General features: G+C 67.7%; 13 protein-coding genes and 1 pseudogene. 1 reads left to right on the top strand and 13 read right to left on the bottom strand.

Going from position 1 to position 14,459, the window contains the following annotated elements:
- Window positions 1-6: 6 nt before the first annotated feature.
- The 9 genes from C9424_RS14925 to C9424_RS14885 all read right to left on the bottom strand — a co-directional run bounded on the left by C9424_RS14925 (window position 7) and on the right by C9424_RS14885 (window position 9,933).
- Window positions 7-903: a shikimate dehydrogenase gene (locus C9424_RS14925; RefSeq protein WP_116767731.1), complete on the bottom strand. Its 897-nt coding sequence runs from the start codon at window positions 901-903 to the stop codon at window positions 7-9.
- Window positions 900-2,645 (bottom strand): endolytic transglycosylase MltG, encoded by a 1,746-nt coding sequence (gene mltG / locus C9424_RS14920; protein ID WP_116767609.1) that lies wholly within the window; start codon window positions 2,643-2,645, stop codon window positions 900-902. The genes C9424_RS14925 and mltG overlap by 4 nt, the downstream gene beginning before the upstream one ends.
- Window positions 2,642-3,226, bottom strand: coding sequence for a Holliday junction resolvase RuvX (gene ruvX, locus C9424_RS14915; RefSeq protein ID WP_116767607.1), 585 nt, complete (start codon window positions 3,224-3,226; stop codon window positions 2,642-2,644). Before ruvX ends, mltG begins: the two co-directional genes overlap by 4 nt.
- Before the next feature lie 12 nt (window positions 3,227-3,238).
- On the bottom strand, window positions 3,239-5,917 hold the full coding sequence (gene alaS / locus C9424_RS14910; protein ID WP_116767606.1) for an alanine--tRNA ligase: 2,679 nt from the start codon (window positions 5,915-5,917) through the stop codon (window positions 3,239-3,241).
- Window positions 5,918-6,091: 174 nt separating this feature from the next.
- Window positions 6,092-6,358, bottom strand: a complete 267-nt coding sequence (locus C9424_RS14905) for a hypothetical protein (protein ID WP_237563479.1) — start codon at window positions 6,356-6,358, stop codon at window positions 6,092-6,094.
- Window positions 6,359-6,378: 20 nt separating this feature from the next.
- Window positions 6,379-6,753 carry a DUF948 domain-containing protein gene (locus C9424_RS14900; protein ID WP_091251846.1) on the bottom strand — a complete coding sequence of 125 codons (375 nt, stop codon included), beginning with the start codon at window positions 6,751-6,753 and terminating at the stop codon, window positions 6,379-6,381.
- Window positions 6,754-6,931: 178 nt separating this feature from the next.
- Window positions 6,932-7,558: a 30S ribosomal protein S4 gene (rpsD, locus tag C9424_RS14895; protein ID WP_091251848.1), complete on the bottom strand. Its 627-nt coding sequence runs from the start codon at window positions 7,556-7,558 to the stop codon at window positions 6,932-6,934.
- Window positions 7,559-7,745: 187 nt separating this feature from the next.
- The gene (locus tag C9424_RS14890) at window positions 7,746-8,144 is read right to left on the bottom strand and encodes a cupin domain-containing protein (RefSeq protein ID WP_116767604.1); all 399 of its coding nucleotides are present in this window, start codon (window positions 8,142-8,144) and stop codon (window positions 7,746-7,748) included.
- A gap of 247 nt (window positions 8,145-8,391) precedes the next feature.
- On the bottom strand, window positions 8,392-9,933 hold the full coding sequence (locus tag C9424_RS14885; RefSeq protein ID WP_116767602.1) for a replication-associated recombination protein A: 1,542 nt from the start codon (window positions 9,931-9,933) through the stop codon (window positions 8,392-8,394).
- Window positions 9,934-10,014: 81 nt separating this feature from the next.
- On the opposite strand from C9424_RS14885, the gene C9424_RS14880 reads away from it, so the two are divergent.
- The gene (locus tag C9424_RS14880) at window positions 10,015-10,662 is read left to right on the top strand and encodes an acVLRF1 family peptidyl-tRNA hydrolase (protein ID WP_116767600.1); all 648 of its coding nucleotides are present in this window, start codon (window positions 10,015-10,017) and stop codon (window positions 10,660-10,662) included.
- Between the two features lie 79 nt (window positions 10,663-10,741).
- On the opposite strand, the gene C9424_RS14875 is transcribed toward C9424_RS14880, so the two are convergent.
- The 4 genes and pseudogenes from C9424_RS14875 to C9424_RS21940 all read right to left on the bottom strand — a co-directional run.
- Entirely contained in the window at window positions 10,742-11,065 is a 324-nt protein-coding gene (locus tag C9424_RS14875; RefSeq protein WP_116767598.1) for a 2Fe-2S iron-sulfur cluster-binding protein, read from the bottom strand.
- A 16-nt stretch (window positions 11,066-11,081) separates the two neighbouring features.
- A complete protein-coding gene (locus C9424_RS14870) occupies window positions 11,082-12,335 on the bottom strand; it encodes an NAD(P)/FAD-dependent oxidoreductase (RefSeq protein ID WP_116767596.1) in 1,254 nt (417 codons plus the stop codon).
- Window positions 12,328-13,608 carry a cytochrome P450 gene (locus C9424_RS14865; protein WP_116767594.1) on the bottom strand — a complete coding sequence of 427 codons (1,281 nt, stop codon included), beginning with the start codon at window positions 13,606-13,608 and terminating at the stop codon, window positions 12,328-12,330. Before C9424_RS14865 ends, C9424_RS14870 begins: the two co-directional genes overlap by 8 nt.
- A gap of 264 nt (window positions 13,609-13,872) precedes the next feature.
- Window positions 13,873-14,459, bottom strand: a pseudogene (locus C9424_RS21940) (HNH endonuclease signature motif containing protein); the annotation flags it as partial.

The raw sequence follows: 14,459 nt of genomic DNA, 5'->3' as shown, positions 1-14,459 counted from the left end.
GGGAGCTTAGAACACCCGTCGGGGCGCCCCGACTGCGTCACACATCACATCTATGACTCCGGCCGGCATGGCCTCGCCCAGCCCGGTGAAGAGCCGCACCTGCTCCACTGCCTGGTAGATGAGCATTTCAAGGCCGGGGACCACGGCCCCGCCCGTGTCCTGCCAGACGGCGGCAATCCTGCTGGGCCAGGGATCGTAGGCGACGTCCAGGAGCACGCCGCGGCGTCCCGCCTCGGCGTGCCGGGGCGGCTCGGCCGCCAGTTCGCCGGCCAGCGCGTCCGCCGCGCGGGGCGGCAGCGTGGAGATGACGACGTCGGCCGCGGCCACCGCGGCGGCCGCGCCGGCGAGCGGAAGCACCCGGACGGGGAGTTTCACTGCCGCGGAGGCGGCCCGGGCCTCGGCGGCGCGGCTGACGTCCCGCACGAAGACATCGGCCGATGCAGCCCCGAGTTCTTTGAGCGCGGCAATGGCCGCCGCCGAGGTGCCGCCGCCGCCGAGCACGGCAGCGGTGGGCGCCGTGGCCGCACCCGCGTGCCGGAGCGCGTTGACGATGCCGGCAACGTCGGTGTTGTACGCGACCAGCCGGGTATGGTCAGCACTACCGCCGCCGGATTCGAAGGCGACGGTGTTGACGACGCCGAGAGCGCGTGCCACGCCCCGGACCTCGTCCACTTCGGCCACCATCGCAGTTTTCAGCGGCATGGTGACCGAGAGCCCCCGCCAGCCGCCGTCCGCTCGCGCTTCATCCCTGACCTGCCGCATGAATTCCGGCAGCGCGGCCTCCGTCACGTCGATGGCGGAGTACGCGAAGTCCACGCCCAGGTGGGCGTAGGCAGCCCGGTGCAACGCAGGCGACTTCGAATGGCTGATGGGATGCCCGAGCACGGCCGCCCGCAGCATCATACGCAGCGTCCCGGGTTGGCCGAGCACCACGCGTTGTACTGCTCCACGTAGCCGAGGTGCTCGGCCAGTGTCTTGGAGAACTTGGTCTCCTTGGTGTCCAGGTTGATGGTGACCCAGTAGAGGTAGTCATTGGTCTTGGGCTTGGCGGCGGCGTCGATCGCCGTCTTGCCGGGAGAGCCGATGGGCCCGGCGGGCAGGCCCGGGTTGGCGTAGGTGTTGTACGGGTTCGACTTGTCCGCCTTCTGGGCTTCATCGATGTGGAAGCTCCGGATGCCCAGACCGTACGTGACCGTGGCATCGGACTGGATGAGTCCGTTGGTCTCGGTGTTGTTGGGCTTGAGGCGGTTATAGATGGCACCGGCGACGTCGCCGTATTCGGCCTGGCCGCCTTCAGCCTGGACGATGCTGGCGACCGTCACGACGTCGTACTGTTTGGCGGGATCGGTGATGCCCTGGGCCTTGAGCTCATCCAGGGTGGTGCCGACGAGCTTCTGCAGGATGTCCTTGGCGGAGGTCCCCAGGGGGAAGCGGTACTCCCCCGGGGCCAGGAAGCCCTCAAGGTTTTTGGCCTTGGCCGGGACGCCGAACTGCGCGGGCGCGTCGCTGAGCGCCTTCAGGTCGGGGACCGAAATCCCGGTGCCCTCAGATATGGCCTGGAGGGATTCGCTGATCCGCAAGCCGGCATTGAGTGCAAAGTACATCACCTTGCCCTGGCCCTTGTTGAGCAGGATGGCCACGGCATCGGAGTTCTTCATTTCCTGGCGCATCGTGAAGGTGCCCGGGCTCAGGGACCCGCCGGCGGCGTTGAACTCCTTGAGGAACGTGTCAGCGTTGGCCACGACCTTCTTCGATTGCAGATCGGTGGCCACGGACTTCGGCCCGGCGCCGGGTTCGACAGTGACGGTGACGTCGCCGGTTCCCGGTCCGGGGTAGTCTGCCGCGGTGTCGGCGCCCAGCAGCGGTTTGAGGAACTGGGCGCCGACGGCGATGGCAATAACGAACACGGTCAGCGTCAGCACCAGGGCCAGGAAGCGGCGCCGGCGGCGGATCTTTTTGGACGGAACCTTGTCATAGCGGATGGCTCCGGCCATCAGGTCGTGGCCGGCGTCGCTGTGGTCTTCGGCTTCCGGGTGCGCCTGGGCGTGGGCGTCGTCGTAAACATGGTGGGCCTCATCGTGGGGGTGCAGCGCGTAGCCGTCATGAGGGCCGGCATACTGGGCAGCCGCATCGTGGTGGCTTGCGTAGCCGTGCTGGCCTGCCGCCGCATAGATGGCGTCATCGTGGGCGGGCTCGTCATGGCCCACGTCCTCGCGGGCGGGCAGATCGCGGATGGGGATGATCTGCGTGAAGTCTTCGCGGGCCGGCTCTTCGCGGGCGGGCTCTTCGCGGCTGAGGTGCTCGCGGGCCGGCGCGTCGTCGGCAGCGATGTCAGGCACGGTTTCCTCGTGCACTGTCGGGGCGGATTCGGGGAGTTCCGGGGCCGTTTCGGGAAGTTCGGGGCCGGCCTGCGGCGGGACGCTCGCCGGCGTCGGGGCTTCTGGGTCTTGGGGCCGGATCCGGGCCGGCGGCGCGGGATCCGGCGTCGGATCATCCTGTCCCGTCTCAAAAGCCTGAGGCGGGATCACGCTGTGTCCCTGCGTCGCCAGGAGCTTTTCCCGGGCCCTGATCTCTTTGCGCGTCAGCGGTCGGCCGGCACCACTCAGGGCGTCACCGGAGGAGTCATCACTGTTGACCGGGCTCACTGTAGCCTTCCATGTTCTGAAGAGTGCGTCTGTACTGCCGGGCCGGTCTGTGCGCCGCCTCCGGTCGGCCCCGGCGCAGACTCCGCGTACACGCGGTTTCCGACCTCCGTTCCCCTGGCCTTTTGCATATCAATCGCATGTTGCAGAATACCTGCCGCCGCAACCTGATCAACTACTGTACGGTGATCGCGGCTGCTCATGCCAGCTTCGTGCAGGGCGCGGTGGGCGGACACGGTGCTGAGCCGCTCGTCGATCAGGCGCACCGGAATAGCAGATCCGGCGTCCTGCAGGGCACCGGCCAGCAGCCGCGCATACTCTGTGGCCATGCGGGCAGAGGCGTGCTCTTCGCCCTTCATGGTCCGCGGGAGTCCTACGAAAATCTCCACCGCGTCCAGCTCCTCTGCCAGGCCGGCCAGGATGCGCACGTCAGTGTTCTTTTTCACGTTCCGCTGCAGGGTGCGCAGCGGAGTCGCCAGGATTCCGTCGCGGTCACAGACCGCGACGCCCACGCGGACGGTGCCGACGTCGACCCCGAGCTTTACGCCCCGGGGATAGACGCCGGCTACAGCACCTTCAGTCATGTAGGGATCCGCTTATCGCCGGGTAATGGCATCCACGACGGCGCTGAGGGCAGCACCGACCTTGGCGGCGTCCGTGCCGCCGCCCTGGGCGACGTCGTCCTTGCCGCCACCGCCGCCGCCTAGGACTCCGGCGGCCAGGCGCACGAGGGCACCGGCCTTTACCCCGGCGGTCCGGGCCGCTTCGTTGGTGGCGATGAGGATCACCGGGCGGTCGTTGGTGACGCCCGCGACGGCGACGGCCGCGGCCTCGGAGCCGAGGCGGGTCCGCAGGTCCAGGGCCAGGCCGCGCAGGTCATCCGCGCCGCTGACCTGGCCGGCGTCGTGCGCAATGACCTTGATGCCGGCGGCGTCTTTGGCAGTGCCCACCAGCTGGGCCGCGGCAGCCGTGAGCTGCTCTTTGCGGAGCCGCTCGAGTTCCTTTTCGGCGGTCTTGAGCTTGGTCAGGGTGGTGGCGATCCGGTCCGCGAGGAGCCCGGAGGGGACCTTCAGCATTTCCGTGAGCTCGGTGACAAGGGCGCGCTCGGCGGCGAGGTGCCGGAAGGCGTCCATGCCCACGAAGGCTTCCACCCGGCGGTTTCCCGAGCCGACGGACTGTTCGCCGAGCAGGGACAGGCTGCCGATCAGCGAGGTGTTCTCAACGTGGGTTCCGCCGCAGAGCTCGCGGGACCAGGCGCCGTCGATCTCCACGACCCGGACCTCGTTGCCGTAGTTCTCGCCGAACAGCGCCATGGCGCCGAGGGCCTTGGCCTCGGCGAGCCCCATGACTTTGGTTTCCACCCGGAAGTTGTTGCGGATGGCGATGTTGGAGACTTCTTCAATCTCGGACCGGGTGGCGGCGCTGAGGCCCTCGCCCCAGGCGAAGTCGAAGCGCAGGTAGCCGGCCTTGTTGAAGGAGCCGCGCTGCAGGGCCTCCGGGCCGAGGATCTGGTGCAGGGCCGCGTGGACAATGTGCGTGCCCGTGTGGGCCTGTTCGGCGGCGTGGCGGCGTTCCCGGTCGACGGCGGCCTGGACGAGGGCGTCCGAGCCGATTTCGCCTTCGCGGACAATGGCCTTGTGCACGCTCAGGCCCTTGATGGGACGCTGGACGTCCAGGACCTCGACGACGAAGCCGTCGCCGGTGATGAGCCCGGTGTCGGCGGCCTGGCCGCCGGCCTCGGCGTAGAACGGCGTCTCGGCCAGGACCAGTTCGATTTCGTCGCCCGTGGAGGCCTGCGAGACCTTCTGCCCGCCGGCCAGGATGCCGCGGACCTTGGATTCGCCCTGGAGTTCGGTGTAGCCGGTGAAGACGGTCTCGCCCTGGGCGAGGAGCTCCTGGAACGCGCTGAGGTCGGCGTGGGCGCCCTTCTTGCCTTTCGCGTCGGCCTGGGCGCGCTGGCGCTGTTCGAGCATGAGTTTGCGGAACTCGGGCTCGTCGACCTTGAGCCCGGCTTCCTCGGCCATCTCGAGGGTGAGATCGATCGGGAACCCGTAGGTGTCGTGCAGGGCGAAGGCGTCGGCGCCGGAGAGCGGCCGGCCGGCGGACTTGGATTCCTTGACGGCGTCCTCGAGCCGGGCGGTGCCGGAGGCGATGGTGCGCAGGAAGGCCTTCTCTTCGGCGTAGGCGATCCGGCTGATGCGATCGAAGTCGGTCTCCACGATCGGGTAGACGCCCTTCATGGCATCCCGGGAGGCCGGGAGCAGTTCCGGCAGGCATGCCTTTTCGACGCCGAGCAGGCGCATGGAACGCACGGCGCGGCGGATCAGGCGGCGCAGGACGTAGCCGCGGCCCTCGTTGGAGGGGGTGACGCCGTCGGCGATCAGCATGAGGGCCGAGCGGATGTGGTCGGCGACGACTCGCATGCGCACGTCATCGGTGTGGTGGGGGTCCTCGGGCGTCTCGGCCGAGGTGTATTCCTTGCCGGAGAGCGCTGCGGCCTTGTCGATCACGGGACGGACCTGGTCGGTCTCGTACATGTTCTCGACGCCCTGCAGGATCATCGCGAGGCGCTCCATGCCGAGGCCGGTGTCGATGTTCTTCTTGGGCAGCTCGCCGGTGATGTCGAAGTCCACCTTCGAGCGGACGTTGTCGATCTGGTACTGCATGAAGACGAGGTTCCAGATCTCGATGTACCGGGTCTCGTCAGCGATCGGGCCGCCGTCGACGCCGTACGCGGGGCCCCGGTCGTAGTAGATCTCCGAGCAGGGACCGGCCGGGCCGGGCTGGCCGGTGGACCAGTAGTTGTCGGCCTTGCCCATCCGCTGGATGCGTTCGGCGGGCACGCCGGTGTTCTTCAGCCACAGCTCCTTGGCCTCGTCGTCTTCCTCGTAGACGGTGACCCAGAGCCGCTCCGGCGGCAGGCCGTAGCCGCCGTCGGCCACGCTGGTGGTGAGCAGTTCCCACGCGAACTTGATGGCGTCTTCCTTGAAGTAGTCGCCGAAGGAGAAGTTGCCGCACATCTGGAAGAACGTGCCGTGGCGGGCGGTCTTGCCGACTTCCTCGATGTCGCCGGTACGGATGCACTTCTGCACGCTGGTGGCCCGCTGGTAGGGTGCCTCTTCACGGGCGGTCAGGTACGGGATGAACGGCACCATGCCCGCCACCGTGAACAGCAGGGAGGGGTCGCTGGAGACCAGGGAGGCGGAGGGCACGGCGGTGTGTCCCTTGCTGACAAAAAAGTCGATCCAGCGCTTGGTGATCTCCTGCGACTTCATGAGCTGATTTCTTACCCTTCAATATTCACTGCGGTGTGTGGCCCGCGGCTGTGCTGCGCGGGACAAGTTGGGGTCCGGCACCGGTCCGGGCCCTGATCTTCCAAGACCTTTCGAGGAGGTGCCGAGGTGCTGGCGTGCCCGTGACGGGCACCGTACTTCCTAATTCTCTCCCGACTAGCGCCGGACTGCATCCCGGCGGGCAACGATGCCATCGGTGCCCGTAGCCAGGGCCGTGTCCACGCCGAGCGCGGCGCGGAGTTCAGCTTCCCGCTCGCCCATGCCTTCGCGGACGGCGTCGGCGAAGTCGTACAGGCCGTCGGCCAGACGCCCGACGGCCCGGTTGAGTCCCTCGGGCCCGACGGCGGACCGGGCTTCGGTGATCTTTCGGAAGGCGATGACGCCGATCGCGACGCCGATTCCCATCCAGATGATTCTGTTCATGTCAGGTTCTCCAGGTGGGCTTAGCGGCTACGGCGGCCGGTGGCGGGCTTTTTGCGGGCGGTGAACGCGGAGCGAACGCCGTAGCTGAAGGACGCCACCTTGATCAGCGGCGAGCCGACGGTGGCGGCCATGAGCGAGGACAGCGCCGAAATGTTGGCGGAAGCGTCGGAGACGTTCGAGGCGATGCCGTCCACCTTCTTCAACTGCTCGTTGGTGGTGGACACCGTGGCGGTGACTTCGTCCATGAGCGGGGTGGCGCCGTCGCTGATCGAGCGGATGGAGGTCCGGACTTCGTCAAACACTCCCCCGAGTTTCAGGATCGGCACGGCGAGCAGCAGGACCAGCAGTAAAAACACTCCAGCCGCGATCAGGCCGGCAATATCGCCACCAGACATAGACAATCATCTCCTTGAACTGCAGTGGATACCTGCTCGTTGCGTCGGGCCCCGACGGTTTCAGCCGGCGGTTTGAACCGGCAAGCAGGGCTGGCTCCCGGGGAACTCCCCCAAGTACCTTACATACAAAGAAGCCCGCGGCGCTTGCCACGGGCTTCTTTGGAGGTGTTGCGTTTATTTAGCGTGCGTAGAATTCCACGACGAGCTGCTCTTCGCAGGTCACGGGGATCTCGGAACGCTTGGGGCGGCGCACCAGGCGGGCCTGCAGGGCGTCAAGCTTGACGTCCAGGTAGGCCGGAACCATCGGCAGGACGTCGCGGTGAGCGCCGGCTGCTGCAACCTGGAACGGAGGCATGGTCTCGCTGCGGCTGTGGACGTGGACCAGCTGGCCCTCGCCGACGCGGAAAGACGGGCGGTCAACGCGGATGCCGTCAACCAGGATGTGGCGGTGCACAACCAGCTGGCGGGCCTGGGCGATGGTGCGGGCGAAGCCGGCACGCAGCACGAGGGCGTCGAGACGCATTTCGAGCAGTTCGATCAGGTTTTCACCGGTCAGGCCCTTGGTGCGGCGTGCTTCTTCGAAGGCACGAGTCATCTGGGCTTCGCGGATGCCGTACTGGGCGCGCAGACGCTGCTTTTCGCGCAGACGTACGGCGTAGTCGGAGTCCTGCTTCTTGCGGGCACGGCCATGCTCACCGGGGCCGTACGGGCGGCGCTCCATGTACTTGGCGGCCTTGGGGGTCAGAGCGATGCCGAGTGCGCGCGAAAGGCGTGCGGTACGGCGAGCACGAGTGTTGTTAGCCACTAGTGTCCTTCCAATATCTGCGGTGTGTCAGTGTTACTGGCCTCCACGATGGAGAGCATCGGCCAACCGCTGCCTTTTGCTACTGGGCACAGGGCAACCCTCACTAAACCGAAGTTTTCAATGGATTGTGCGTCCGTGCCTTGCCAGACAACGAACAAGCCTACCATGAAGGGCCCATGGCCCGAAGTCAGACCCTGGCGTGCACGCCCCGGCTGCCCCGCCGCCCGAATGACGCGGCACCCAGGAATTCCACGGCCACGAACGGTTCCGGGCCCACCACCCACTCGTCATGACCCGGCGGGATCGCGTAGGTGTCGTTGGCGTGGATCGTGGAGCGCAGCCCTTCGGCCGTTTCGACCTCCAGCACACCGGAAATGCAGAAGCCCAGATGGTGGTGCTGGCAGGCGTCGGTCTGCTCGTAGGGTTTGGTGCTCTCCGACCACCGCCAGCCCGGGTCGAGGATCAACTTGGCCACCGAGTAGTCGTCCACGGTGCAGAGGTCGAATTCGGCCTTGTCCGGGCACCGCTTCCGGTCGGGCACATCAAAGGATTTGACTGCCATGGCTGTAACGAAATTAATGCTCATGGGACACTACCTGGGGACTGAGCGGGGACGCTCGCAGTGGAAGACCTTGAATGGAGCGAAGCCGGCCGTCGTTCGGGGGTCCGGGTAATCGATTGCCGGCGGTGTGAGCCGCGCTGTCCCCTGCGCCGCACGGATGGTCAGCAGGTCAATGCTGGCGTATTTCCACGTTAGACCTCTTGGCCCCTATGTCAACGGCGGATTCCAGCGCTGAAGGGCGGCGCCAGAGCAGCCGCTGGTCAGCGACAGATCACGTGCCGCGGATGATCTTCCGGAGCCGCTCAAGCCGAGTGCCGATGTCCCGTTCAGCCCCGTTGGCGGTGGGTTCATAGTAATTGCGGCCCACGAGATCGTCCGGCGGATACTGCTGGGTGGCCACGCCATGCGGCGCGTCGTGGGAGTATTTGTAGCCCTTGCCGTGGCCCAGCTGTTTTGAGCCCGGGTAGTGGGCGTCGCGCAGGTGGGCGGGGATCCCGTTCCCGAGCCCCGCGCGGACGTCGGCGATTGCCTGGTTGATGCCCATGTACGCGGCGTTGGACTTCGGCGCGGTGGCCAGGTGCACCACGGCTTCGGCCAGGATGATGCGGCCTTCCGGCATACCGATCAGCTGGACGGCCTGGGCCGCCGCGACGGCGGTCTGGAGCGCCGTCGGGTCCGCCATCCCGACGTCCTCGGCGGCGGAGATCACGATCCGCCGGGCCACGAAGCGCGGGTCCTCCCCCGCCTCGAGCATCCGGGCGAGGTAGTGCAGCGCCGCGTCGACGTCCGAACCCCGGATCGACTTGATGAACGCGCTGGCGACGTCGTAGTGCTGGTCGCCGGCGCGGTCGTAGCGAACCGAGGCAACATCCAGCGCCCGTTCCGTGTGCCGCAACTGGATGGTCACGGGCTTCGGCGCAACAGCGCCGGCGGCGTCCGCGGCGTCAATGTCGGTTACGTCAATGTCGGTTACGTCAATGTCGGTTGCGTCAATATCGGTTGCGTCAATGTCGGTTGCGTCAATGTCGTCCGCGTCCCCGAAGGCGACGCCGGCGGCGGCCTCGAGCGCCGTCAGTGCACGGCGGGCGTCCCCGCCGGAGAGCCGGACAAGGTGTGCCAGCGCGTCGGCGCTGAGCTCGGCTTTGCCATTCAGGCCGCGGACATCCGTGACGGCCCGTTGGAGGAGGCCCTCGACGTCGGCGTCGGTCAGCGGCTTGAGCGTCAGCAGCAGCGAGCGGGACAGCAGCGGGGACACCACGGAGAATGAGGGGTTTTCGGTGGTGGCGGCCACCAGCACCACCCAGCGGTTCTCGACGCCCGGTAGCAGCGCGTCCTGCTGGGCCTTGTTGAAGCGGTGGATCTCGTCGAGGAACAGGACGGTGGTGGTCTTGAACAGATCGCGCGCGGTCAGGGCCTCGTCCATCACACGGCGCACGTCCTTGACGCCGGCGGTGATGGCGGAGAGTTCGACGAACTTCCGGCCGGGACCCTTGGCGATCACGTGCGCAAGGGTCGTCTTGCCGGTGCCGGGGGGACCCCAGAGGATCACCGAACTTGGCCCGGCGGGGCCGGTCGCGTCGGAGCCGGCGGCGAGCTGGCGCAGCGGGGAGCCCTGGCCGAGCAGGTGCTGCTGGCCCACCACGTCATCCAGGGTGCGGGGCCGCATCCGGACGGCGAGCGGACTCCGCGGCGAGCCGGCCCCGGCCGTGCGGGCACCGGAGCGGGCGCGGCCGGTATCGTCGGCGCCGCCGTTGCCGCCGTCGTCGTCGCTTCCGTCGGCGTCGTCCCGCCCTGCGCCAAAGAGATCATCCACATAGATAGGCTACTTCTAGTTCAGGTCCGCCCTGCCACCGCTAAGCCGTCCCCCTTATCCCCGCAACGGAAGAGCCCGCCAATGCCCAGCCCCGAGTCCCGTGTGGCCTTCGTTTCAGCTGCCCGGCTGCCCGGCTGGGTGGAGCGCTTTGCCTCAAGCCATGGCGCCCTGGTGGAGGAAGAGCTCGACGCCGGTCTGCAGCTGCGCGCCGCGGACGGCGCCGTGGCGCTGCTGCAGGCGCCGTGGCCCGTGGATGGCCGGCCCGGGCGCGGGGGCGACGCGGTGTCGCGGCTGGCGTCCCTGGCCGGGCAGCCCCGGAGCCTCGGCACCGTGCTGGTCCGCCGCGGCGGCTATTCGGTGGCGGTCGTCAGCGGCGGCGCCGTGGTCGCGTCCAAGACCGGCACCCGCCACGTCCAGTCGCGGACCGCTGCCGGCGGCTGGTCCCAGCAGCGCTTCGCCCGGCGTCGCGCCAACCAGGCTGATGCCCTCGTGGAGGCCGTGGCCGAGCACGCCGCGAGGATCTTCACGGAGCACCGGATCGAGTACCTGGCGCCGGGCGGCGACCGGACGCTGGCCGACCAGGTCCTCGCCGAGCCTGTGCTGAAGCGCTACGCCGGCGTGGCCCGGCTGGCGTTCCTGGACGTTCCGGATCCGCGTGCCGCGGTCCTCAAGAAGGCTGCGGCGGAGCTGTGTTCGGTGCGGATCCTGGTGACGGATCCTGCGTCGTAGGAACCGGCGGCCGTTTCATCCCCCAATATATGCAGATGGAACGACGGCCTCGTCGCTATCCGGCGGCCGGACGCCGCGGCTATTCTTCGGGCGCCAGAGTGACGGTGACTCCGTTGAGGTCCTGGCTGAAGGCAAGCTGGCAGGAGAGCCTGGAGCCGCATTCCTGGTAGCCCTCGGCATCGACCAGCAACTCGAGTTCGTCCTCGCTGCGCTCGGCCAGGGTGTCGAAGACCTCCTTTTCCAGGAAGACGTGGCAGGTGGCGCAGGAGGCGGTGCCGCCGCAGGATGCCAGGACCGGGAGGTCGTTGTCCCGGAGGGCCTCCATCAGGGTCTGGTCCGGCTCCCACTGCAGGTCGTGGGTGGAGCCCTCGCGGTCGATCACGGTGAGTTTGTTGTTGCTCATGGTGGTTCCTTCGGTTTCAGGACGCTGCGAACGCGGCGTCGGTCAGTGGGGTGCCGGGATCGGCGGCGAGTAGCGGATCGATCCGTGTTTTCTGTGCGATCAGTTTCTTGGCCGGACGGAAGTCGGTAAGGCCTGCGATGGTGTCGACGGCGGCGAGGCGCCCGTCGCGGAGGTAGACCACCGAGAACTTGACCTCCGCCGGGGTGCCGCGCACGATCACGTCGTCGTCGGGGTGCCGGACGCCGGCCGTCTGGAGCCGGACGCCGTGCTGGACGGTCCAGAACCAAGGGATCTCCGGATCCGCGGGGGCCTGGCCCGTGATGTCAGCTGCCACCCTGTCGGCCTGCGCCATGGCGTTCTGGATGCATTCGAGGCGCTGGCTGGCGCCGTCGATGGTGCTGGTGAAGCGCGTGACATCGCCCGTGGCGTAGATGCCGGGGACCGAGGTCCGCCCGTCGTCGTCCACGAGGATCCCGTCCTGGCACTGGAGGCCGGCCTCGGCGGCAAGTTCCTGGTTGGGCACCACGCCGATTCCGGCGAGGACGACGTCGGCCGGGTAGGCCGCGCCGTCGGCGGTGACGACGCGCTCGGCCCGGTCAGACCCCTCGACGGCGGTCACCGCGGCGCCGAAGACGAACCGGACACCGTTCTGTTCATGGAGCCGCTCAAAGAAGCGGGATACCGGCTCGGAGGTCACGCGGCTCATCACGCGGTCCTGGAATTCGAGCACCGTGACGTCGCAGCCTTTCGCGGCTGCGGCGGCCGCGACTTCCAGGCCGATGTATCCCGCGCCGATGATGGCGACCCGGGCGCCGGGGACGAGGGCGCGTTTGAGTTCAAGGGCGTCGTCCCGGGTCCGCAGGGCCTGCACCCCGGGGAGTTCCGCCCCGGGGACTGTCAGGGACCTGGCGCGGGAGCCGGTGGCGATGACGAGGCGGTGGTAGCCGTGGCGGCTGCCGTCGGACAGCTCGACGGTCCTGCCTGCCGGGTCGATGGCGTCGACGGTGAGCCCTGCCCGCCGGTCAATGCGCTTGTCGTGGTAGAACTTTTCTTTGCGCAGCACGGTGGACTCATCCGGAGCGCCGGCCTTCAGGAGTTCCTTGGACAGTGGAGGGCGTTCGTAGGGCGCCTCCTTTTCCGCTTCGAGCAGCAGGATGTCCCCCTCCCAGCCGCGGGATCGCAATCCTGCGGCCACCGCGACTCCGGAGTGGCCGGCGCCGACGATGACGATTGGATTCAGGACGGACTCAGTGGGCTGCTGACTAGGCATTGAACTTCTCCAGCTCGACGTAAAGGTGTTCCGGACCTGAGTTGGTCAGGTTGTTGCCCCGGACGTATTCGATCGGCTTGTCGTTGTTGAGGGTCAGGGAGCCGAGCTTCGCGGCGAGGAGTTCCACCGTTACGACCGTTTCCAGCCTGGCCAGCGGGGCGCCGAGACAGCTGTGCACACCGTGGCCGAAGCCGAGGTGGCCGTCGGTGTTGCGGTCGATATTGAAGGTCTCGCCGTCGGGGTACTTGGCGCTGTCGCGGTTCGCCGCTGCCGGCAGCAACCGGACGATGGCGCCGGCAGGGATGCGCACGCCGGCAACCTCGACGTCTTCGGTGGTGATCCGGCTGGCGCGCTGCACCGTTCCGCGGAAGCGGGCCAGTTCCTCGACGAAGAGGTTCGCGTCGGCGGGGTTCTGCCGGATCCGGTCCAGCAGCTCGGGTTGCTCGCTGAAGACCCGGAAGGCGTTGGCCAGCAGGATGGTGGTGGTGTCATGGCCGGCAACGAAGACGAAAGCGCAGAGTTCCTTGGCTTCCTTCTCGCTGAGGAGGCCTTCCTTCCACATCCGGGCGATATGGCCGCCCACGGACTCGCTTTCCTCGCGGTAGAGCCGTTCCATGGTGTCCTTCAGGTACGCGAAGAACTCGAAGGTGCTCTGTTCGTCGGTTCCCGTGCCCTGCGCATTGCGGGCCAGCCTGCCGAAGTAGCTGAAGGTCTCATCCGACCAGAACTTCATTTTCTCGAAGTCCGACGCCGGGACATCCAGCAGGGCGCTGATGGTGGACATGCTCAGCGGGATCGCGTAGTCATCGACGGCGTCGCCGCCGCCGGCTGCGATCATCGGGTCCAGATATTTGTGGGCGTTTTCGCGGACCCGGTCTTCAAAGCGGGCAATCGCCTTTGGAGTGAAGGCCTGCGCAACGACCTGGCGCAGCCGTGTGTGGTTCGGGGCATCGAACAGGGTCAGGAAGGTCAGCGGCACCGGGTCCACCACCTGGGAGGAAAAGACCTTGGGGGCGCGCATGGCCTTGCGGACATCGTCATAGCGGGAGATGAACCAGACGTCCGAGACCGGCGAGGCGGCGCGGAGAACCGGAGCGTTGTCCCGCATCCATGCGTAGTGCGCGTACGGGTCACCCTGGGTTCCGTCGTCGACGACCTTGAACGGCGCCATGCCATCCGGCCAGGCGAGCTCATGGGAGTAAGGCGGCAGTGCGGCCGGCCCGGAGAGTGACTCGTCCACGGGCGTTAGTTCTGTGGTGGCGGCAGACATCATTGTCCTTCTTTCATGCGTGACTGTCGTGGGAGACTCACGTAGGTGAATTCCCCGGGTGAGCCGACGTGATCCACGTCTCAATCAAGAGTGCCCACCGGCCACGCGTCAGCCCCATAGGGCTTCCGTTCATCGGTTGTGAAAGTCGCCCGGTGGCGCTTGTCCGCAGGCGAGCGTGACGGTGAAACCGGAGCCGATTGTCAGGGGCAGGAAGTGTGGCAACAACGAGGTTCGATTACCGCGCTAAACCGGCCCGCGACTGGTCGTTCAGGCGGATTGGTACAGGGCGCATTCGGGGAGGGGGTCGTCGAGGGGTGCCGGCCAGCCGGGGTCGTAGGTGTTTGCGGCGGGGAATGGGTGCCCGGCCGTGAAGTGGTGCCAGTCGGGGAAGGGGTCCGGGGGCAGTTCCGGTTCGGGATCCGCGGGCACGCCTCGCTCCGCCCGTGGGTCTGTGTCTGTAGCCGTGATCGGGAGGTGGTCCGGCCAGCGGGGCGGTTCCCAGTCCTGATGCTCACTCGGATAATAGCGTTTTGCCGGCGAAAGCCAGCCCGGCGGGCTCGTTGTGCTGGCCCCGCTCGGTGTCCAGGCGGAGGCGTGTTTGAGGCAGTGGTGTTTCGGGCAGGGCTGGCCCAGGTTGGAGATGCCCGTGGTGCCTCCGTCGGCCCAGGCCAGGAGGTGGTCCGCGTCGTTGTCCAGGGAATGGTTGTTGCAGCCGGGGAACGGGCATCTGCCGTCGCGGAGCCGGAGCCAGTGCCGCTGCGCCGCCGTCAGGCGGTAGCTGCTCCGCCCGATTTCCAGCGGCGCCCCGTCCCGGGGATCGGTCAGGACCCGGTAGAAGGAACCCGCGCCGCCGG

Source organism: Arthrobacter sp. H-02-3, from assembly GCF_003097355.1.
GTDB classification, from domain to species: domain Bacteria; phylum Actinomycetota; class Actinomycetes; order Actinomycetales; family Micrococcaceae; genus Arthrobacter; species Arthrobacter humicola.
The sequence above is the reverse complement of the archived record's forward strand: the minus strand, read 5'-3'. Positions and strand labels throughout refer to the sequence as shown.